This is a genomic window from Paenibacillus sp. QJM3NY_38, assembly GCF_056173265.1.
In genome coordinates, this window is the sequence record NZ_CM149665.1 from 819,082 (window position 1) to 839,598 (window position 20,517).

The 20,517-nt window shown below is 50.3% G+C and carries 19 protein-coding genes and 1 riboswitch; of the genes, 14 read left to right on the forward strand and 5 right to left on the reverse strand.

Annotated elements, in window-relative coordinates; genetic code table 11:
- Positions 1–52: 52 nt before the first annotated feature.
- Complete coding sequence (locus AC0VZ8_RS03645; protein WP_071222077.1) at positions 53–421, reverse strand: hypothetical protein; 369 nt, start codon at positions 419–421, stop codon at positions 53–55.
- 376 nt (positions 422–797) lie between these two features.
- On the opposite strand from AC0VZ8_RS03645, the gene AC0VZ8_RS03650 reads away from it, so the two are divergent.
- The 9 genes from AC0VZ8_RS03650 (at position 798) to AC0VZ8_RS03690 (ending at position 10,698) form a co-directional block, all read left to right on the forward strand.
- Positions 798–1,619 (forward strand): zinc ribbon domain-containing protein, encoded by an 822-nt coding sequence (locus AC0VZ8_RS03650; RefSeq protein ID WP_475486069.1) that lies wholly within the window; start codon positions 798–800, stop codon positions 1,617–1,619.
- A gap of 97 nt (positions 1,620–1,716) precedes the next feature.
- Complete coding sequence (locus AC0VZ8_RS03655) at positions 1,717–2,613, forward strand: TrmB family transcriptional regulator (RefSeq protein ID WP_071222075.1); 897 nt, start codon at positions 1,717–1,719, stop codon at positions 2,611–2,613.
- A gap of 35 nt (positions 2,614–2,648) precedes the next feature.
- Entirely contained in the window at positions 2,649–2,846 is a 198-nt protein-coding gene (locus tag AC0VZ8_RS03660) for a hypothetical protein (RefSeq protein ID WP_260068458.1), read from the forward strand.
- 2 nt (positions 2,847–2,848) lie between these two features.
- Positions 2,849–3,154 carry a hypothetical protein gene (locus tag AC0VZ8_RS03665; protein WP_201259421.1) on the forward strand — a complete coding sequence of 102 codons (306 nt, stop codon included), beginning with the start codon at positions 2,849–2,851 and terminating at the stop codon, positions 3,152–3,154.
- A gap of 85 nt (positions 3,155–3,239) precedes the next feature.
- Positions 3,240–4,337 carry a metallophosphoesterase gene (locus tag AC0VZ8_RS03670; protein ID WP_475486070.1) on the forward strand — a complete coding sequence of 366 codons (1,098 nt, stop codon included), beginning with the start codon at positions 3,240–3,242 and terminating at the stop codon, positions 4,335–4,337.
- Between the two features lie 139 nt (positions 4,338–4,476).
- Positions 4,477–5,976: a stalk domain-containing protein gene (locus tag AC0VZ8_RS03675; protein WP_475486071.1), complete on the forward strand. Its 1,500-nt coding sequence runs from the start codon at positions 4,477–4,479 to the stop codon at positions 5,974–5,976.
- Positions 5,977–6,011: 35 nt separating this feature from the next.
- Complete coding sequence (locus tag AC0VZ8_RS03680) at positions 6,012–8,321, forward strand: FecR family protein (RefSeq protein ID WP_475486072.1); 2,310 nt, start codon at positions 6,012–6,014, stop codon at positions 8,319–8,321.
- Between the two features lie 165 nt (positions 8,322–8,486).
- Positions 8,487–8,587, forward strand: a riboswitch (purine riboswitch).
- Positions 8,588–8,724: 137 nt separating this feature from the next.
- Entirely contained in the window at positions 8,725–9,294 is a 570-nt protein-coding gene (locus AC0VZ8_RS03685) for a xanthine phosphoribosyltransferase (RefSeq protein WP_071222070.1), read from the forward strand.
- Positions 9,295–9,333: 39 nt separating this feature from the next.
- On the forward strand, positions 9,334–10,698 hold the full coding sequence (locus AC0VZ8_RS03690; protein WP_475486073.1) for a nucleobase:cation symporter-2 family protein: 1,365 nt from the start codon (positions 9,334–9,336) through the stop codon (positions 10,696–10,698).
- 241 nt (positions 10,699–10,939) lie between these two features.
- Here AC0VZ8_RS03690 and AC0VZ8_RS03695 read toward each other — a convergent pair whose 3' ends face one another.
- The 4 genes from AC0VZ8_RS03695 to AC0VZ8_RS03710 all read right to left on the reverse strand — a co-directional run bounded on the left by AC0VZ8_RS03695 (position 10,940) and on the right by AC0VZ8_RS03710 (position 14,891).
- Positions 10,940–11,278, reverse strand: a complete 339-nt coding sequence (locus AC0VZ8_RS03695; protein WP_071222068.1) for a DUF4870 domain-containing protein — start codon at positions 11,276–11,278, stop codon at positions 10,940–10,942.
- Between the two features lie 98 nt (positions 11,279–11,376).
- The gene (locus AC0VZ8_RS03700; protein ID WP_475486074.1) at positions 11,377–13,335 is read right to left on the reverse strand and encodes an electron transport protein; all 1,959 of its coding nucleotides are present in this window, start codon (positions 13,333–13,335) and stop codon (positions 11,377–11,379) included.
- Between the two features lie 66 nt (positions 13,336–13,401).
- Positions 13,402–13,680, reverse strand: coding sequence for a transposase (locus tag AC0VZ8_RS03705; RefSeq protein WP_071222066.1), 279 nt, complete (start codon positions 13,678–13,680; stop codon positions 13,402–13,404).
- A gap of 164 nt (positions 13,681–13,844) precedes the next feature.
- Positions 13,845–14,891 carry a serine hydrolase domain-containing protein gene (locus AC0VZ8_RS03710; protein WP_260068452.1) on the reverse strand — a complete coding sequence of 349 codons (1,047 nt, stop codon included), beginning with the start codon at positions 14,889–14,891 and terminating at the stop codon, positions 13,845–13,847.
- Between the two features lie 384 nt (positions 14,892–15,275).
- On the opposite strand from AC0VZ8_RS03710, the gene AC0VZ8_RS03715 reads away from it, so the two are divergent.
- The 5 genes from AC0VZ8_RS03715 to AC0VZ8_RS03735 all read left to right on the forward strand — a co-directional run bounded on the left by AC0VZ8_RS03715 (position 15,276) and on the right by AC0VZ8_RS03735 (position 20,516).
- Positions 15,276–15,464 carry a hypothetical protein gene (locus AC0VZ8_RS03715; protein ID WP_006208082.1) on the forward strand — a complete coding sequence of 63 codons (189 nt, stop codon included), beginning with the start codon at positions 15,276–15,278 and terminating at the stop codon, positions 15,462–15,464.
- Positions 15,465–15,730: 266 nt separating this feature from the next.
- Entirely contained in the window at positions 15,731–16,480 is a 750-nt protein-coding gene (gene map / locus AC0VZ8_RS03720) for a type I methionyl aminopeptidase (RefSeq protein ID WP_260068451.1), read from the forward strand.
- Between the two features lie 435 nt (positions 16,481–16,915).
- Positions 16,916–17,965 (forward strand): cytochrome c oxidase subunit II, encoded by a 1,050-nt coding sequence (coxB, locus tag AC0VZ8_RS03725; RefSeq protein ID WP_475486075.1) that lies wholly within the window; start codon positions 16,916–16,918, stop codon positions 17,963–17,965.
- An 86-nt stretch (positions 17,966–18,051) separates the two neighbouring features.
- Positions 18,052–19,899 carry a cytochrome c oxidase subunit I gene (gene ctaD, locus AC0VZ8_RS03730; RefSeq protein WP_397376779.1) on the forward strand — a complete coding sequence of 616 codons (1,848 nt, stop codon included), beginning with the start codon at positions 18,052–18,054 and terminating at the stop codon, positions 19,897–19,899.
- Positions 19,896–20,516, forward strand: a complete 621-nt coding sequence (locus tag AC0VZ8_RS03735; protein WP_009590523.1) for a cytochrome (ubi)quinol oxidase subunit III — start codon at positions 19,896–19,898, stop codon at positions 20,514–20,516. Before ctaD ends, AC0VZ8_RS03735 begins: the two co-directional genes overlap by 4 nt.
- Position 20,517 lies beyond the last annotated feature (1 nt).

Below are 20,517 nucleotides of genomic sequence, written 5' to 3' on the forward strand. Positions count from 1 at the left end.
AAGAAAAACTTCCGCTAAATGCGGTCTGTCTTCCGAGAAGGTACGTCGATCTTTACTTATTTAATGGCGAGTCCTCATAACCGGGATCATCGTAGCCGGTGTCGGTCAGCTTACCGATGATGTTCATGTCCTCAATGGTTTTGCGGGTGCGTTCATCCCCATGTTCATGGAGAAAGTGGTAGAGGTTGATCGTTCGTTCATCGTATTGCTCGGCAGCATCGTCATGATCTGCCGACTTATAAGGGACGAATGTGCGTTTAAACGCATACCGATCGCTGCTGCTGACTTCATAGAGCAGCCCCCTCAGCTTTGAGACCTCTTTATCATCCATATATACGACATATTCGTTCGTATCGTTCGGCACATCCTGGATCAGGTTGTGATTGACTGAAACATAATACGTCTTTTTATCGTTTGTCATATTAAATCCCTCCAGTCTTCGGCAGCTAAGGGCTGCACGGTATAGGATGCGGCTGTAGCGGACAGTATCCGGCATTGCACTGTCCAGTTTTCTAATCATATACACGTTCGGGGCCGGGATGAATCAGCCGTGCAGTTGGAAGGGGCTTCCTTTTTCACATGGGGCAAGGAATTTGGTATGATAGAATCACCATGGCGGCAGTATACTGGACGATGAGGAGCATGGATCATCACATCGAGTAGTATGCGAACGTTAAAAATATGGGATGGCCGGTTTATGGCTAGTTAAAAATCGTTAATAACCTTAATGAAGTGATATGACAATGTGCCGGCGGCCTGCCGGTCAATCGGGATATGAGAAAGAGGAGGATTCATAAATGAATATTTTACAAAAGCTTAAGGATGGGGCCAACCGCGCAACGGAAAAGGCGCAGCACGTAGTGGAAGTGAATAAACTCAACAGCCAAATTTCCGAAATCGAACAGCAGAAGAACTCATATTACTTACAGATGGGTAAAGTGTTCTATGAGGGCTACCGTCTGCAGGACATGACGATGGCAGAAAAAGAAATGGTTGAGCTTGCGCAAACCTGCGATGGATTGCAGGAGCAAATGGAAGCGATTCGGAACCGCATTGCGGTCCTCAAGAATGAGCGGGTCTGTGATTGCGGACGGGTTGTCGCGTTGGATGCGAATTTCTGCCCGTACTGCGGAAACAAGCTTGCTAATTTGATACACCCTGAGAAGTCAGCATCGGATGAACCAAGGGAGCCTGAACGTAAGATCGTGTTTGATAAACATGAATATGCAGCGGCTGAAGAACAACAGGAACAGGATGAATTTCCTACCTACGACTACCGTTCGAATCCGGATCCATACGAGCCGGACATGTACGAGCCGGAGCCGGAACGGCAGCACGAGGAGATGGATCTCTCCGAACCTGAGGTTGATCCGGAACAGCTGCGTATCGAGCAGGAAGAGCAGGAGAAGGAGCGCCGTCACTGGGAAGAACTTGAGCGGGAGCGGGAGCGGCAGCTGGAACTGGACCGCCGCATTCGTTTCTGGCAGGAGAATAACCAAAGTCAGGACTATGTTGGTGATGATGAGGCGACGCGCGATATGGTGAAGTGCCAGATTTGCAGTGTCGACTTGCCAAAAGGCTCGAAATGGTGTCCGCGCTGTGGAGCTGAACAGATTTAAGATATAGGGATTCGGACGATCATGCCCTTGCGCGAGTGTTAATAAGACAGTGTGAATGATAGAGCAAGCGTTCGAGCATCTTGGGAGGACTAATATTATGGAACAATTGCTGCATCATTTGCGGAATTTGGGATTTACGGAGATTGAATCGAAAATTATGGTAGACCTTGCCGAGTATGGGCCGGCGGGTGGTTATGAAGTGGCAAAACGACTTGGAGCTTCGCGTTCTAATGTCTATGCTGCCATGCAGCGTTTGGAGCGGCAAGGGGCACTTGAGCGAATGGACGGGGAACCCGTCCGTTACCGTTCGCTGAAACCGGAGGAATTGACGCGGATGATATCCGGCCGTGTGGAGGCATCACTCGCTTTTGTTGAGAAGAGCTTGCCGCGAGGAAGCGGCACGGCCGCTCCCTTCCTCAGTATGGAGGGAGATCAGGCGGTGCTTGATGTGCTCGTCCGGGAATTGAAGCGAGCGAAACAGGAGATCGTGGTTGACGTCTGGCGTGAAGAAGCTTCGCTTCTGCGTGAACCGCTGGCTGAGGCGGAGGCTAGGGGAGTCAAGGTGCTGTGGGCTTGTGACGGCCCGGACCAGGGTCTCTCAAGAACGCTGGCGTGGTCTGGGTGGAACGGACTTGCGGAGCGCCGGGGAGGCGGCCGGAAATTCTCCTTTGTTGTGGACCGGCAGTGGTGCATACTAGGGATGCGCGGCGGGGAATATGATACAGGGGCGGTCATCACGGAGCATCCGGTAATGGCGGAGCTGCTGCTGCACCATTTTACACAGGAGATGGTATTGTTCCAGCTTGAACAGGATATGGGTGAGCAGCTGGAAGCCCGTTATGGAGAGCACTTTGGTCTGATTCAGAGCCAGTATCTTAATGCGGAAGCCGACGCCGAAGCACAGGATGACCAGACCGCGGGATCGAAATCGGGCGCGGAGTATGAAGCAGATTCTGACCCAATAGACGGCGATAGCAATCGAAATACGGCATAGGGTTCCGACTGGCGCCTGAGGAGGCCTTTCCAGAAGTGACTTTTATCACAGTTAGGCATCATGGTTCATCGTACAATGTAATAAACATAAAGATAAGGAACGCCGGGATTTATCTTGGCGTTTATTTGCTTAAGATCCGCAGGCAGGCGGGAATGAAAGTTGTAGCTGGCAAGAGGATAAAAGAAGCGGTCTTTAATCGCAATCATGACAACCAAGAGAAGGGGGATGAATGAGCATGGAATGCATCGTTCATTTTACAGTGGGACATAAGGAAGGACCCAAGAAGCTCCGAGGATTGATTTTTGTTGATAAAGGAGAGAATCCTACAGGTCAGCAGCTGCTCGATATGTTTCATGAAATGGAGTATAAGGTGGTACCTGACTCGCATGATGAACTTCTATTTAAACCGGAGAATCCCGCGGAAAGTTATACTTATATACGTGTGAACGAACTCGATATGGGTCAAGAAAAATATACGGAAGACCGCAATCTGAAATCGCTGCTGAACGAGCTGCTGCCTAAACAACGCACGGGCTTGTAACGAATAAACCCATCTGCCTTCCGCTGACATCCGCTGGGATTTGCAAAACCCGCTTGTTATAATGGATGTACGGAAGGGGATGGAGATGTTTATTTTTGCAGGAATCGCAGCATTATTGATTTACGGCTTGCTGGTTTATTATATTGGCCGAAGCGTATGGAGCTGGATGAAACCGGGTCCGTCCATTGTGCTCAAATGGATATACATAGTCGTGCTGACCGTAGTATCGACATCGTTTGTTTCAGGACGGTTCTTCGGTAACCTCACAGTGCTGAGCGTGATAGGATCGTATTGGATGGCTATTTTCTATGTCCTGATCATCCTGCTCCCGTTGATGCACATCATGCTGTGGCTGCTAAGATTGACGGCATTGCGAAGAGAGGGCCTGAAGAAGGCGGCAGGATTTATCGTGTTGGTGCTATTGGTCGTTGTGATCGGCTTCGGTTCTTTTAATGCTTATAGTCCAACGGTTCGCGCATATGATATTCACGTGGACAAGGACGCCGGCACACTTGAGGAGCTGAATATTGTCATGGCGTCCGATATGCACTTCGGCGTCCTGTCAGGTAAAGCCCACGCTGTGCGTTTGGTGAAGGAGATTAATGATTTAAAGCCGGATCTGGTATTGTTCCCTGGCGATATCATCGATGACGATCTGGATGCCTATCTTAGCCAAGGGATCGATCAGATCCTGACCGGTATCCAGGCAAGGTATGGTGTGTATGCCTCGCTTGGCAATCATGACCGATTCGAAGGCGAAATGCCGGATCTGATTGAGGCTCTTGAACATAGCGGCATGACCGTGCTGTATGATGAGAAATTGACGGTCGAGGGCCTGACGCTGGTTGGCAGACGGGATAAACAGGATCAGGAGCGGGCCGAGTTGTCCACGCTCATGGATGGGGCCGATCTATCCAAGCCGATCTTTGTGCTCGATCATCAGCCGAATGCCCTGGAGGAAGCACAGCAGCAGGGCGTAGACCTTATCGTTTCTGGGCACACGCACCGCGGGCAGGTATTCCCGGCGCATCTGATTACGCAGGCCATGTTCGAGAATGATTGGGGGTACCTGCAAAAAGGCCGGATGCATTCCATCGTGTCCTCGGGTTACGGCTTCTGGGGACCTCCGATTCGTCTGGGTTCCCGCTCTGAAATTGTCCAGATCCATGTTACATTTCAATAGATGATATTGAGGGATGAGCCACCTGTGAGGTGGCTTTTTTTCATGTCAGGTATTTGGGGAAAATATTGTATCCAGAAAGGATCGGATTATTGTATGATCTTTGCTAGATATACACATTGAGTGTAGGGAGGTAAACGGGTTGCGATCGATTCCGTGCAGGAAGCTTGGAATATTGGCCGTAGCCGCTGCCCTAGTTGGAAGCGGATTAGCGGGAACCGGGGCAATTGAGATGGTATCCGCGGCACCCATCGTGGTTAAGGAGGGGTTTAAGAACAGCAACGGGATGCCTTTAGGTCAATCGGTTACGGTTGCAGGAGGGCCCGATCATGTGGCTGGCCTATCTTCGTCACTGGCTGCAGAAGGACTGCGGCAACCAGGGAGCGTAGCTTGGCTGCCGGATGGCTCCGTTGTTGTATCCGATACGGAGAATCATGTCATTCGCAGGATAAAGGACGGGGAGAGCACCATTCTTGCAGGGGCATCCTTATCCTACAAGCGGGACGGCGGAGGACTCCCGATCGGCGGTCTGCTGGACGGACAGGGAGAGCGTGCTTTTTTTAACCGGCCGTCCGGGATTGCGGTGGATGGAAACAGACAATTGTACATAGCCGATTCAGGCAATCATGCGATTCGTAAAATCGATCAAGATGGCGAAGTGACTACCTTAGCGGGCAGCGGTCTTATGGGTCTTAAAGACGGTAAGTCTAAAGATGCCCTGTTCCATGAGCCGCAGGATATCGCCGTTACCAAGGATGGCATTCTGTATGTGGCGGATACCTTAAACCACGTCATCCGGCGGATTTCGCCAGACGGGGAAGTGACGACGATTGGGGCCCCATCCACGCGTGCTGTCCAAATCCGGGCTGGTGTCGTCGCGTTGGCGGGAGACTATAAGAACGGTTCGCTTGCGGAAGCGCGATTTAATGAGCCGGCAGGGCTAGCGCTTGATGGTAAAGGCAATTTGTATGTCAGCGACTCGGGCAATCACGTCATTCGCTACATCGATTTTGGGAAGGGGACCGTATCAACGGCTGCAGGCAGCGGACCATCATCCAGCTACTACGATAAGGACGCTTTATACGGCGATCCGGGTTATCAGGATGGAGCCTCGAATGGAGCACGCTTCAACTCGCCCCGGGGATTGACATGGAGTGCGGACGATGGGCTTCTCATTGCAGATTCCCATAATCATGCTGTTCGTCAATTGAAAGGGGAGTATGTATCCACACTGACAGGCGGGATCGGTGGCTACGTGGATGGAATTGAAAGTGAAACCCGGTTCCGTTCACCAGCCGATATTTCGTTGGCTGCGGGCGACGGGGCACTATTTATTGCGGATCAACGCAACGGGGCTGTCCGGGTATGGTCCGGATACAAAGCTCCCGAAGCATGGCAAGCAGGAAAAGGGATCACGGCTGCTTATGGAGATCAGGTAACCGTACTGGGTGACTTGTCTGTTATTCAACAGGGGCAGATGGTGGTGCCCGTCATAACGATAGGCAAGCTGCTCGGGTATCGTATGAGCTATCATGCCAAGAATAAGGAATTAACATTGGCTCGAGGCGAAGATGTGATCACGCTGCAAGCCGGAGGTCAATATATGACCCGGAAACAGGCAGGAGAAGAGGTTACCAGGTAGAGGCTGGAATTAAGCCGTATATTGCGAATGACCAGATGATGGCTCCGCTTCGAACGGTGGCAGAACTGCTGGGGAAAGATGTGCAGTGGAACGTCGGTGACAAGCTGGTTATCATCCGGGATTTGGCTGAACGAGAAATAAAGCAGGGGGACGTTAGCTTCAGCACTTCGAACGTTACGCCCCGACGCATGCAGATCGTGGAAATCACCGGTTCGGCCAAGATCCGTTACGGCGGGTATGCGCAGGTAGATGCCTACAAGGGAATGATCCTGGGTGAAGGCGATGAAATTGTTACCGGCTCTGGCATAGGAGGCGCGAGGCTACGGCTTTTGGATACCGGCGATGTCATCACATTAGGCAATAACACGAGATTGGCTGCCGAGCAGCTTCGCAAGGTTGGCATCTCCAACGTGACTCGACTGAATTTAGAGGCCGGGCAAGCTTATTATGATGTCACCGACTTGACCCGGTCGACGGATCGTTTCGAAGTACGGTCCGGTTATGTGACGAATAGCGTGCGAGGCACGCACTTTATAATCACGGTTAATCCATTAACGGGAGCGACAACCGTAGCAACGGCTAGCGGGAAAGTCACGAGTACAGTGACGCCGACAGGCAAAGACGGTTCCATGCAGCCATCAGGCCCAATAACCATTAGTCCAACGCAGCAAATTTCGATAGGCGGTTCGCAAGAGGGACGGTCCCCTGTACAATTTATCGATATTGAGGATTTGATAGGGAATGCCTCGCCGGAAGTCATTGCGCAGCTAATTAAGAATAAGAACGACATCGACCGGGAGAACGAGGAGCTCCTCAAGAAGATGCGGCAAGAGTTACAGTCCGGACAAAGCGGAAACGGCACCCAGGACTTGAATATTAAATCTCCGGATGATTTGTCAAAAGTCGCAGATAATTTGGATAACCTCATCGGAAACATCGTCAAAGAGACCCTGGATAAGAAAAAAGTAAGCAAAGAGGAACTGGATAAACTGATTAAAGAAGCAAACACGGATTCGGGCAAGAAACTTGATCTTGGCCAAGTGAAAGACTTGGATAAAACAGCTGGACTCGACCCTGCACTGGAGCAGGTGCGCTTGGAAGCACTGAAGCGCCAACAGGACGAGGAAAGAAAGAAGCTCGAGCAGCAGCAGGATCGGATGGAGCAGTTGCAGCAGCATCTCGGCGATATGCTGGCTAAGCTCGAGCAGCAGAAGAAACAGCAGGATGAAGCTAACAGGAAAGCACAGGAAGAAATGAAAAAGAAGGCCGAAGAGCAGCTTCTTCAATCTTTAAGCGCAGAGGAGAAGGAACGGTTTCTCCAGGGCAAGAAAGCGGCAGAGCAGGAGAAAGGCGCTCAGCAGCCGACGCCGGTTAGTCCGGGCGGTGGCACGGGATCAGGAGGCGGCGTATCGCCGCCTGTAACCAGTCCGCCTGTGACTGAGCCCCCAGTGACGGAGCCTCCGGTGACAGAACCACCCAAGCCGGAGCCGCCGTTACCTGATCGTTCTGTAAAGGTCATATATAGCGATGATATGAGCGGTGAACTATCGGCACGTCCAGACAATTATTTTGGATCCATTCATTTTGAAACGAAAGGCTTTGCCGATGATCTGGAAGTTCAAGTCAGGGTGACGCTGACAAGGGATGGAAGTCCGGTTGTTGGACTCCCTGTCCGTCATGGCGAGCAGACGGTGGAATCCAATGCAGAGGGAAGCTTTATGCTGCAGTCAGTTGAAGGTACCGGCTTTAAGTTAAGCGAGATGGCTTCACCGGATACTCCGCTGGAGTTCTATGCCGAACTGCTGGATTCCGGAAGTTATACGGAGAAGATCGAACTGCTTGAGGTCAAAGAAGGCCAATTGACTGTGCTTGGAGAAAGTGTCCGTTCCATCCAGGTCAGCCCTTTCTCGCAATTCGAATTCATTGGCGAAGGCCCGTTTTCGGCAGCCATTGATATGTATTGGGGCTTTTATTCCAAAGCGTACGGACTGAGCGAGGACACCAAGGTAGGCTATGAATTGACGATACTCGATGATAATGGCCAGCCGGTAAGTCTGGGCGTACTCGGATTCCGGATGAAGCCGCATGAATCTGTAACCACCTTGACGGAACCCGGGTATGAGATCGTCGCTCCCGATAGTGAAGGGGTATACCGGGCGAACGCAGGTTTAACGGTCGGGGACATGGATCTGGAAGGGAATGGGAGTGATATCTTGTTCCGCTGGCAGCAAGCTCATGTCGGAACGTATACGCTACGAATCCAGCTCGTTGATGTAAGCGGCGATGTACCCCAGTCCATTGGTGATCCTCTGGAATGGATAATTGAAGTTATACCTACAAGTTAATGCTCTAGAAAGGCTGTCCCATAAAACTTATGGGGCGGCCTCTTATTCGTTTTAATTGACCAGCAGTTTATTATTTCCGTAAATTTTCACTTTATTTTTTCATGGGGAATGCGTTATACTTCATTCATTCGGAAATATAACATTTATCGTAAGCATTCTAAGAAATTCGGATATCATACATTTTCTCGTATAGGTGCAGGAATTGGCCTGCATGTCTCTACCCGATCACCGGAAATGATTGGACTACGGGTTATAGCAGCAGCGGACAAGCCAGGTCGATTGACCGGTTGGCTAACGGTGCGTTTTTGCTGCTTACGCCCACTTGTTTCTTTCCCGGCGATTCGGTGAAGGAGGAAGTGGGCTTTTTTGCTTGGAATGTGAACAAATTTTAAGGGGGAGCATCATGCAATTACTGCAGAACAAGGTGAAAGAGGAAGGCATTGTATTAAGCGGACAGGTACTGAAGGTGGATTCATTCCTGAACCACCAGATGGATCCGGTATTGATGAAAGAGGTAGGTAAGGAATTTACGCGACTGTTTAAGGAAGCGAACGTGAATCGTGTATTGACCATTGAATCCTCCGGCATCGCGCCCGGCATTATGACCGCCCTTGAGATGGAAGTGCCTCTCATCTTTGCACGGAAGCAGAAGTCGCTGACGCTCCGTGAGGATATATTTGTGGAGAAGGTGTACTCCTTCACCAAGCAGGAGACGAACGAGATTACGGTCGCGAAGAAATTCATCAAGCCCGGCGATAAAGTGCTGATTGTGGATGATTTCCTTGCCAACGGCGAGGCGGCATTCGGGCTTGCCCGAATCGTCGAGCAGGCGGGTGCAGAGGTGGTAGGCATCGGGATCGTTATTGAAAAGGCGTTTCAACCGGGAGGACGCTTGCTGGCCGAAGCGGGTTATCGGGTAGAATCGCTCGTACGGATTGCATCACTTGAAGATGGCGTAGTGACATTCGCATAGAACGAAAGTTAACAATTTATTGGGGGGAATCAAGAAGCCATGGAACAACAGAAACAAGCGGTGCAAGAACCGATTTTCGATAAAAATCGGAGTCCGGGCAAAACCTTTTCACTGGGTTTGCAGCATGTATTGGCAATGTACGCAGGGGCTATCATCGTACCGCTTATCGTCGGTGGTGCACTCGGTTTAACGACGGAGCAGCTGACGTATCTCATCGCCATCGACCTGCTTGCATGCGGGGTCGCTACCTTGCTGCAGGTATTCGGCAACAAGTACTTCGGCATCGGCCTGCCGGTCATGCTCGGCTGCGCGTTCCAAGCGGTAGGTCCGATGATCATTATCGGACAGCAGCACGGCATGTCAGCTATTTATGGAGCGATTATCGCTTCCGGTTTATTTGTCATTCTGTTCTCCGGTTTATTCGGTAAGCTAATTAAGGTATTCCCGCCTGTCGTTACAGGGAGCGTTGTTACGATTATCGGTCTGACGCTGATTCCCGTAGCTTTAACTGACCTTGGTGGTGGGCAAAGTGCAGGGGATGAGTTTGGCAGCGCGTTGAACATTTCCCTTGGCTTCGGCGTTCTAGCCTTCATTATTATCATGAATCGGTTTGCCAAAGGTTTCTTGCGTTCGATATCGGTTCTTCTGGGTCTTATTCTAGGCACCGTGGTAGCCGCATTCTACGGTGGAGTGGATTTAACCCCGCTCCGCGAAGCCGGCTGGTTCCGTGCTCCGCAGCCATTCTTTTTTGGCACGCCGGAGTTTAAGATCGTTCCGATCATGACAATGATTCTGGTGGCGATTGTCAGCGTTGCCGAATCGACGGGCGTATTTATGGCGCTTGGCAAAATCGTGGATCGCGACATTACCTCCAAGGATCTGTCCCGCGGTTACCGTGCGGAAGGTCTTGCGATTGTTGTCGGCGGTATTTTCAACTCGTTCCCTTACACCACTTACTCTCAAAACGTTGGTTTGATTCAGATGAGCCGCGTAAAGACGCGCGACGTCATCGTAGTCGCAGGCGGTTTGCTTGTATTGATCGGATTCGTTCCGAAGATTGCCGCCATGACGCAGCTTGTACCGACTTCGGTTCTCGGTGGGGCCATGGTAGCCCTGTTCGGCATGGTTGTATCTTCCGGTATTCGGATGTTAGGAGATCAAGTAGACCTTAACCGTCATGAGAACCTGTTCATTATTGCGTGTTCCGTCGGCATGGGCCTTGGCGTGACAACCGTACCGGGTCTGTTCGCAAGTCTGCCTGACAACCTGCGCATTCTTGCCGATAACGGCATCGTGGCTGGCAGCTTGACCGCGATTGTGCTGAACCTGATCTTTAACGGCTTGAAATATACGAAGCCCACTCATACAGAGCAAGGTGATACCGCAGAAGGGCATGCTGCATAACCAATGCCCACTGTAAGCAGCCGGATGACTTCCGGCTGTTTTTTTAGTTGATAAGAAAGCAACAATTTCAGAGGCTAACGCTCCTTATCTCGTAAGAAAAACTTCCTTAACTAGCGGTCTGGCTTCTGCAGACAGGACATCGATAGATGGTTTTCCTTTGATATTGGTCCCGCTCGGTCCAACCAAAAACGGCTGCCTCCAGAGTAGAATGGAGGCAGCCGTTTTACTTGATGTATAAGCGTTAGACGCGCTGCATTTGTTTCTCTGCAATATTGCCGATCCAGGGCAGCTTGAACCATTTTCCCTGAATGGCGTTTGCCATAAGCACCAGCCACATCAAGACGCCGACCAGCGCCAGAAGGGCGGAGGCCAGAAGGCCGATGATGGGCACCGCGCTCGACAGCAGGTGAGCGACGGCCAGGATGCCGAAGGCCAGCAAGGACTGCAGCGCGTGGAATATGACGTAGCGGCTTCTCTTTTCTAATGAAAGAAACAGAATTCCTCCGACCATGGGAAAAAAATAGCACAGCGTAGCCGCCAGATTCTCGGGAAGTCCTGTGGACGATTTGAAAGGGGACATCTCATCAACTCCTTGTCTTAGACCGGTTCTGGGGTAGGGCAAGCTTTATACCTTACCTTATGAGCCGATGGGACAAAGTATGATGGTTAAATCCCGAACTATTTCATTTTCAATTGCAGCAGATATTTCACGAGAGCATCCTGCTGCTCCTGTGTGAACCCGCTGCTTTCGTCCACCCAAAACTCATGTCCCTGACCGGTGACATGGGTGTCTCTCAGTCTTGAATCCTTGCGATTCGCCTCGATGACCTGCAGTCTCAACTTACGGTCTATCAGGGCTTTCAGGCTGTTGTAAGGGTCAGGGTGAATCCCTTTCATAAGGGTCTGCGATACGCCGGTTTGCGTCAGCTTAGGCCCGACCGCTACGCCGCCGTCGTGCAAATACGGTGCGGACCAGCGAAGACCGATCAACCCTTTGACCTTATAACCGCCGCCCGATGTATGGCCGAAGCCCAACTTGATCTGCTCCGGGTCGATATTATCCAGCGAGATTTTGGTTATTTTGGCACCTGGAGGGATTGGGACAGGCGTGTCGGGCGGGTAGAACTCCGCATTGCCAAAAGCATTCTGCGTGCGCTGAAAAGCCTTTGCCCTTGCGGGCTCGGTACCGATTTCAGCCGCGCGCAAAACGCGGTTATTCGTATAGAAGTCACCAGCGTGGCAAGTGATGCATTGCGCTTTTTTGAATACTTCCGCTCCGAGGTTGATCGTCTTGGCGTCGGAAATATCCTTGGTATCCGTTTCTGGCGGACGGATCGTATTCTGATAGGCGGACATGGCGTTCACCTGCTCCCCGGCTTTGAAGCCCGGCGAGCTGATGTACAGCCCGTTCGGTGCGATGGCTGAAACCTTCGGGAAATTCGGAATCTTAACAACCTCATTCACGCCGGGAGTTCCGGGATTGGGATCCAGCCGGTTAAAAAATTCGGTGGGCTTCAGTCCGCTGCCCGGATCATAGCGAAACTTGCGATGGGCTGCATTTTGCAAAACGGTGCCCACATAAATCTCTTTGTCGATCCCCCACATCGGTTCACTAACCTCGGTTTGACTCAAGGTATCCGTGTTCTGGGCGTGAACATTGTTGCTGAAGGTGCTAAGTCCCTTGAAGGGACCCGCGGCAGCGAAGCCGCTCCAGCTGTATGGATGATCGCCTTTCGTAAACATATCGGGAATTTGGGTCAGGTCACTGACCAGATCCACGGTTGTATCAAACGTGCCGGGCATCCATTTGATCAGATTTTCGTCAACGGCTTTTTCCAGCAGGGCGGGATCCGGCAGCGCTTCGGTTTTTCCTTTGGAGTTTACAATCGTGCGCTGCTCGTTCTTTACATAATCCACCAGGCTGGTAATGTCCGTATGGGTAAAATATGCCGCGCTATTCGGGGCCAGTGCCAGCATCAAACCGAGGTTCAGATCGGAGTTGGGCGCGCCCTCGACGATCATTCCCGTTTCACGGTTGACGGTCGCATGGCAGGCCATGCAGCTAACGCCGATGCGAGCTTTGCCTTCGGCATATTTAAATGTGACGCCAACGGGGGCATAGGCGCCTTTGGCTACGTCAAAGCCGGTATCAATCTTATCCCCCTTGCGGTAGGTCCTGCCTCCGATCGTTACATCCTGATCGAGTTCTACGCGCAAATTGGTTGTTCCCCGTCCTTTTAACTCGGCGAGGGCTTTTGTAATTTTATTCAGTTTCATCGGCCCGCCGATGATTCCCACAATATCAGTTAAGAATACTTCATTGCCAAAAGACTCCTCATACAGTGTGCGACGCCCTAGGGCAAGCAGTTCTTTTGTCACCTCAACGGCGCCATGGGCGGCTGTTAAGCGGGGGTCCTGATCCTTCAGGGCGGTACCGGGAACCGTAAGCGTCTTGCCCCAGATATCATATTGGCGGATGAAACCCGTTTGCTGGGCTTGGATTTGCGTAGTATTCTCCAATTTATGTGCAGGCGGTATATAGGCGTATTCCGGCTCCACAATATTAGCAGCAAGCCATAAGGCCCCTACGACGGTGATCGGGATCAGCCATAGCAGAAGCCGTTTCGATTTTCGCATGTCTTATCACCCTTTTTTATAAGCAGATCTGATGAATCATCTCTTCACTGCCGATATACAAAGGCTTTAGTCTACATGCACATCATGGCGCAGCGGTGATTCGGCATTAACTTGTTTATCAGGACCTTTCTCTTTTGGAACCAGGCGCTCGTCTGTCATGCCTCGATGGTGGTTTTCAAAATCATACTCCGCCAGCCGCCACTCTGTGGAGCCCTTCTGCGGATCGAACGGAAATTCCTCGCCGCGTTTTAAATATTCCTCCCGTCCCCATTCATTCGTGTATGTTCCGTCTACTTCAACCTCTTCTCGCGAAATAGGGTGGAGATCCTTGTCTTTTCCGGACATGTCGCATGCTCCTCTCAGGCTTGATTTTAGAAATGATTCATATCGCATAAAGTAACCAGAAAGAGGAGGTACTATCCGCTGAAATTTGTAAGTAAGTCAGATTACGGTTTCGGGAAAGAACCGAATGCTCCTAAGTGTAGTAGGGGCGGCCAAAGGATGATCTGTCAGCTGCCTGAAGGTGATGCAGCAGGTTTTGACTTTAAGTCATCAAGAATATAGCGCTCCAGCAGAGATCGTGGGTTCTTCCAGCGGCTGACCTTGCTGTCGGCAGTAAATACGACAACCGTATCCAATTGGGGAAAAAGGTAGATTTGCTGTCCTCCATGGCCGTGTGCAAGCGCGAAGGGAGTCCCGTTCTGAATGCCGGTCCACCACTGAAATCCGTAATCTCCAAAGGCGGGATAACCTTTGACCTGCGGAGCGAGGGCTTGCTTAAGCCATGATTCCGGGATGAGTGTGGTGCCTTGCCATCGTCCCCCATTCAGGCAGCAAAGACCGAATTTGGCCATGTCGCGGGAGGTGAGATAGAGGCCGACGTGACCCATGCTGTGGCCCTCGGGACTTGGGGACCAGGCGGCATGGCGAATGCCGAGCGGCTCGAATAAATATTGTCTGGCATAGGCGTAAGCATCCATTCCCGTAGCCTCGCTAATGGCAACGGAGAGCAGATGGGAATCCGTGCTCCGATATTGAAAGAGGCCCATTTCCTGTTCCATGACAGGGAGGGATAGCGCGAAGCTCGTCCATTTCCGGTTGCGGTGGAATCGGTGAATGAGCGGCTCCCCTAGCTTTTTACCGGTTTGCCACGCAAAGCCTGAGGTCATTGTCAGCAGATGATGAAGGGAAACCTTGTGTAATAGCGGATGGGCTCGTTCAGGAACATATCGATGGAAGATATCCATTACAGAGGAATTCAAATCAGGTAATTCGCCGTGTGAGTGGGCGATGCCGCATAACGCTGACGTAAAACTCTTGGTGGCGGACCTGAGATCGTTCAGCGAGGAAACGCCATGACCATTGTAATAGCGTTCGTAGATGAGTTTGCCGGCATGCAGCAGGAGAAAGCTGCGCATTTTCGGATATTGTTTCTGAATGATCAGGTCGACCTGATCAAGCGAATCGAGGTGCAGCCCTGCCTCATGGGGCTCAGCGGCAGGAATAGGTGATCCTAAATCGACAGGGGAATGCAGGATAGACTGTGAGTTTGGCATGAGCTATAGGCCTCCTTGTATCTAGAATATGATATTCTGCGTATCCATTTGTGATATTCGCTGACTTCTGGAGTCGCGGGAGGTTCGTTTGAATGTATCTTAACCAATTCCGGGGATAAAGGATGACCTGGTGAAAAAACATAGTACCAAAAAACATTTTTTGGGAAAGATGAAACAAACAGAAGAATATGATATAATATATTAATGATTCAGTTGCATGCTGTTAGGGTATGTATAGTGTCAGGTGCATTGGTAAGTTGCTGAATATCAACCTAATGGTCACCGTAAGAACTGCAATATGGCTTCAACTTAATGAGGTAGATCTTTTCGGCATTCTCTTTAAACGGAGTAATTTTATTCCACACGTTTTGGGAGGGATCCATCATGGCAACGAAAGGTCACAATGAGGTTAAGGAAAGTCTGCGGGAAATGACACGAATTTTCCGGCCTAAAGATCCGAAAAAATTTGTAAAGGAGTATGTCCGGAAGTACCATATTATGGGGGGCTATGAAGAAGAGCTTACACTTGTTGTTGAGCATGAACTTGGCAAGCTGAATTCCTCCGTTTCGTAACCTGTAATAGCACCTGGTCTATAGAAATAACCAACACGCATCGCATCTTCACCTTGTTAATGACTAATGATATGAACCATTTAGAGTTTATGGTTAAACCGTTTTTGGGGCAAATGTCCCGAAAGCGGTTTTTTTGCGTTTGCCAGTCCCGGTTAAGTGAACAGACTCATCTCCTCGGAAAGTCTATTTCCTGGGGGAATTTTGCATCTGTACCTACATATATTGTTAGCAATCGATCCGATAAGGATATAAAGGAGTGGACAAATGTGAGGACTCAGCTCAGACGGAAGGAAGAAATCGGATATATCCGCGAGGCGGGACGTATATTGGCTGCGTGTCACCGTGAAATAGCGAAGGTCATCAAACCGGGAATCACAACGAGCGAGATCGATGCCAGGGTCGAGAGATTTTTGGAGAAGAATGGGGCTTTGCCCGAGCAAAAAGGATATAAAGGATTTCCATACGCCACTTGTGCTTCGGTCAATGAGGTGGTGTGCCATGGATTCCCTGATCAGCAGCCGCTGCAATCCGGGGATGTTGTGACCATTGATATGGTGGTAAATAAGAACGGGTGGCTGGCGGATTCTGGCTGGACCTATGCGGTAGAACAGGTTTCAAGGGAAGTAAACCAGCTGATGCAGCATACCCATGAAGCGCTGTTTAAAGGGATCGAGGCTGCTCGGCACGGCGCAACCTTGGGCGACGTAGGTTATGCCATTGAGCAGGTTGCCGAAAGGGAAGGCTACGGGATTGTCAAGTCGCTTGTCGGTCATGGCATCGGCCGCGCTATCCACGAGCCGCCTGATGTCCCGAACTATGGCATTCCAGGAAGGGGACTTAAACTCAAAGAGGGAATGGTCATTACCATCGAACCCGTTTTTACTCTGGGCCCCTCGGGTGCCGTGTTCTGGGGGGATGACGGCTGGACCATTTCCAGTGCGGACGGATCGGTTGGCGTCCAGTATGAGCATACGATTGCTATTACGCGTGGAGAAGCTGTTATCTTGACGGATTAAGATGCCGAAAAATATACCATAATAATAGGAGGTTTTCTTCGCGAGGCATCAGGGCTTTTTGAAGGAGACCTCCTTATGTCATGTGTGTTCAGATAAATGAGGGGCGGCTGCATATAGATTCAAAAAGGCGGAAATGACTGTATATATAGCTATGAAGGCTGTCCCTGACAGGGTGTGAAGAATGTCGAATGATGGGTCGCGGGATGGTGAATACGGTTTGAAAGCGATTGCAAAATCAGTAATGGCGCGACTTTGACGACTTTTCGAACAATTTGTGAACTCCCTGTGAATGATTGACAAAAGCAACCCATGAACTTATATTTAATAAGTGATTGCTTTAATTGACAGGATTACTTCATCCGTGATTGTGCAGGTAGATTACCGCTGTTTGCGCCGGATGGTAGTCTACGAAAATCGGAAAAGTGGGGTAGATCAATGATGAAACGGTGGCAGGCTGTAAAGCGTCTTCTTCCTTTGTTGGCCATGTTTGCTTTGGTGTTATCCGGCTGCGGCCGAGAGGATTTGTCGGTCTTAAGACCACAAGGTCCGGTAGCACAAGGTCAACTGGATTTAATTAAGCTCTCCATTTCGATTATGATCGTCGTAATGGTTGTGGTATTTGGAATCGCCGCATACGTGCTTGTTAAATTCCGTCGAAAGAAGGGACAAGATGAAATTCCTGAGCAAGTAGAAGGTAACCATAAGCTGGAGATTATTTGGACGGCGATTCCGCTGCTCTTGGTACTCGTGCTTGCAGTTCCTACTATTCAAAAGGTATTTGCTTACGGAGAGAACGACTGGAACAATCCAGATGCAGTTAAGGTGGAAGTTACTTCTCATCAGTTCTGGTGGGAGTTTAATTATCCAGACTACGGCGTAAGAACCGCTCAAGAGCTGGTTATTCCTGTAGGCAAGAAAATTGCTTTCCAATTAAAAACGAATGATGTGCTTCACTCCTTCTGGGTACCATCGCTCGGCGGCAAGATGGATACAAACACAGAAGGCAGCGTTAACTACATGACTCTGGTTGCTGACAAAGCAGATACATACATTGGTAAATGCGCAGAGTTGTGCGGTCCTTCTCACGGTTTCATGGAATTCCGGGTGAAAGCGGTTGACGATGCGACATTTGACAAATGGGTTGCGGCATTTAAAGAACCTGCTGTGCTTCCTGCCGATGCGGCACTCGCCGAGAAATTCAAGACCAACTGTCTTTCTTGCCACGCTGTGGGCGACCAAGGCGGAGCCATGGGTCCTAACCTGACCGGCATTGGATCACGTGAGACGATTGCGAGTATCTTGCTGAACGACATAAGCGGCAAACCAGGCACGAAGCCGACAAAAGACAACCTGGTGGAATGGCTGATGGAGCCTCAGGCTGTAAAACCTGGCAACACGATGCCTAATCCGAAGGATCTCGGCTTCAGTGACGAAGAAATCGAGCAGATCGCCGATTACTTGGCCAATTATAAGTTGGATTATTAATACAGCAGCAAGAACTTTAAAAGGGGGTACAAACCTTGGCTCACGCTCATGCTCAAAGCCATAGCGTCAAACGCTACACGGGGTTAATGGATTGGCTTACAACCGTTGACCACAAGAAAATCGGGATATTATACCTGATAGCGGGCGGCTTCTTCTTCGGGATTGGCGGTATTGAAGCGATTCTGATTCGCTTGCAGCTGATCAAGCCGATGAACGATCTGGTATCGGCTCAAGTATTTAACGAATTGATTACAATGCACGGAACGACAATGATTTTCCTTGGCGTTATGCCAGTTATCTTCGCCTTGATGAACGCGGTTATTCCGCTTCAGATCGGTGCGCGTGACGTCGCATTTCCATTTTTGAACTCGCTAGGATTTTGGACGTTTTTGTTCGGTGGACTTTTGCTCAATCTTAGCTGGATTATGGGCGGCGCGCCTGATGCGGGCTGGACATCCTATACACCGCTTTCCACAAATGACTACTCGTCCACGCACGGTGTAGACTTTTATACCATAGGTCTTCAGATTGCAGGCCTGGGTACGTTGATCGGTGGTATCAACTTCCTGGCTACCATCATAACGATGCGTGCACCTGGAATGTCCTTCATGAGAATGCCAATGTTTACATGGACGGCTTTCATTACATCGGCCATGATCCTGTTCGCATTCCCTGCAATTACGGTAGGTCTCGTATTGCTTAGCTTTGACCGTTTGCTCGGTGCCAATTTCTTTGATGTTGCGGCTGGCGGTAGCCCCGTATTGTGGCAGCATATTTTCTGGATCTTTGGTCACCCTGAAGTTTACATTCTGATTTTGCCGGCATTCGGTATTATTTCAGAAGTTATTCCGACATTCTCCCGTAAACGTTTGTTCGGATACAGCTCCATGGTATTTGCAACCATCCTGATCGCCTTCTTGGGCTTCATGGTTTGGGCTCACCATATGTTTACGACAGGTCTTGGTCCTGTAGCGAATGCGCTCTTCTCCATCGCAACGATGTTGATTGCCGTTCCTACCGGTATCAAAATCTTTAACTGGCTCTTTACGATGTGGGGCGGTCAAATCCGCTTTACCAGTGCAAACCTGTTCGCGATCGGTTTCGTACCGACCTTCGTTATGGGTGGGGTTACCGGCGTCATGCTGGCATCTGCTCCTGCAGACTTCCAGTTCCATGATACGTACTTTGTTGTAGCTCACTTCCACTATGTTATCGTTGGTGGTCTGGTATTCGGTTTGTTTTCCGGTTTGCATTACTGGTGGCCGAAAATGTTCGGTCGCGTACTGAACGAAACGCTTGGCAAATGGACGTTCTGGTTGTTCGCAATCGGCTTCCATCTGACATTCTTCGTACAGCATTTCCTTGGATTGCTCGGTATGCAGCGGCGGATTGTCTCCTATCTGCCGAATCAGAATTTTGACGAGCTTAACTTTATCAGTACCATCGGCGCAATCTTGATGGGGATCGGCGTTCTGGCCTTCTTGGCAAACGTTGTGATCACTTCGAGAAAACCGGTTGGTGCTCCGGCCGATCCATGGGAAGATGGCCGTACGCTCGAGTGGAGTATTCCTTCTCCACCGCCAGAGTACAACTTTAAGCAAATTCCGCTTGTTCGCGGCATTGACGCTTATTGGAAAGAGAAGATGGCAGGCAATAAAGAGATGACACCATCCGAACCGGTTGGTCCGATCCACATGCCTTCGCCAAGTATCCTTCCGTTTGTGATGTCCCTGGGTCTGTTTATCGCGGGTCTTGGTTTCATGTTTAGCACGGAGGACTTCTCAAATTCGTTCATGAGCTTAATCTTCAATAAATATATCGTTCTGATTGTTGGTCTTCTGATTACGTTCGCGGCAATGATCGCTCGTTCCCTGTACGATGATCATGGATATCACATCGAAGTTGAAGAACTGGAAGGGGAGGGTAAAGCATGAGTCACGCTGAACATGTAAACGGCGAACTTCCTCACGAGCCGGAGAAGGCAACACTCGAAGGCCGTAATAAGGTTCTTGGTTTCTGGCTCTTCCTCGGTGGAGAGGCCGTGCTCTTCGGTACGTTGTTTGCAACGTTCCTGGCGCTTCGCGGACAGAACAACGAAGGCCCAACAGCAGCAGAGCTGTTCTCGCTGCCGATTACGGCAGCGGCAACGTTGATATTGCTTGTCAGTTCCTTGACCAGTGTGTTCGCTATTCAAGCGCTCCACCGTCACAATATCGAGAAGCTGAAGTTGTGGCTGATCGTAACCGTTGTTCTAGGTCTTGGGTTCCTTGGCCTTGAAATTTATGAGTTCTATGAATATGTTGTGCATGAATCGTTTAACATGAAGACGAGTGCATTCTCGTCTGCATTCTATACGCTGGTTGGCTTCCACGGTGCCCACGTCGCTTTCGGGGTTGTGTGGATCAGCCTGTTGATCGCTCAGCTGTACAGAAAAGGGTTAACCGTAGTTACAGCACCTAAGGTATATGTTTCTGCCATGTACTGGCACTTTATCGACGTTGTATGGGTGTTCATCTTCTCGGTCGTATACCTTCTTGGAAAGGTGGGCTAAG

Coding starts and splice junctions, on each gene's coding strand:
- AC0VZ8_RS03735 (WP_009590523.1), top strand. CDS start 19,896: ATGAGTCACGCTGAACATGTAAACGGCGAACTTCCTCACGAGCCGGAG.
- AC0VZ8_RS03680 (WP_475486072.1), top strand. CDS start 6,012: ATGATGGCTCCGCTTCGAACGGTGGCAGAACTGCTGGGGAAAGATGTG.
- AC0VZ8_RS03710 (WP_260068452.1), bottom strand. CDS start 14,891: ATGCCAAACTCACAGTCTATCCTGCATTCCCCTGTCGATTTAGGATCA.
- AC0VZ8_RS03645 (WP_071222077.1), bottom strand. CDS start 421: ATGACAAACGATAAAAAGACGTATTATGTTTCAGTCAATCACAACCTG.
- AC0VZ8_RS03690 (WP_475486073.1), top strand. CDS start 9,334: ATGGAACAACAGAAACAAGCGGTGCAAGAACCGATTTTCGATAAAAAT.
- AC0VZ8_RS03665 (WP_201259421.1), top strand. CDS start 2,849: ATGGAATGCATCGTTCATTTTACAGTGGGACATAAGGAAGGACCCAAG.
- AC0VZ8_RS03650 (WP_475486069.1), top strand. CDS start 798: ATGAATATTTTACAAAAGCTTAAGGATGGGGCCAACCGCGCAACGGAA.
- ctaD (WP_397376779.1), top strand. CDS start 18,052: ATGGATTGGCTTACAACCGTTGACCACAAGAAAATCGGGATATTATAC.
- AC0VZ8_RS03670 (WP_475486070.1), top strand. CDS start 3,240: ATGTTTATTTTTGCAGGAATCGCAGCATTATTGATTTACGGCTTGCTG.
- AC0VZ8_RS03715 (WP_006208082.1), top strand. CDS start 15,276: ATGGCAACGAAAGGTCACAATGAGGTTAAGGAAAGTCTGCGGGAAATG.
- AC0VZ8_RS03685 (WP_071222070.1), top strand. CDS start 8,725: ATGCAATTACTGCAGAACAAGGTGAAAGAGGAAGGCATTGTATTAAGC.
- coxB (WP_475486075.1), top strand. CDS start 16,916: ATGATGAAACGGTGGCAGGCTGTAAAGCGTCTTCTTCCTTTGTTGGCC.
- AC0VZ8_RS03655 (WP_071222075.1), top strand. CDS start 1,717: ATGGAACAATTGCTGCATCATTTGCGGAATTTGGGATTTACGGAGATT.
- AC0VZ8_RS03705 (WP_071222066.1), bottom strand. CDS start 13,680: ATGTCCGGAAAAGACAAGGATCTCCACCCTATTTCGCGAGAAGAGGTT.
- AC0VZ8_RS03695 (WP_071222068.1), bottom strand. CDS start 11,278: ATGTCCCCTTTCAAATCGTCCACAGGACTTCCCGAGAATCTGGCGGCT.
- AC0VZ8_RS03700 (WP_475486074.1), bottom strand. CDS start 13,335: ATGCGAAAATCGAAACGGCTTCTGCTATGGCTGATCCCGATCACCGTC.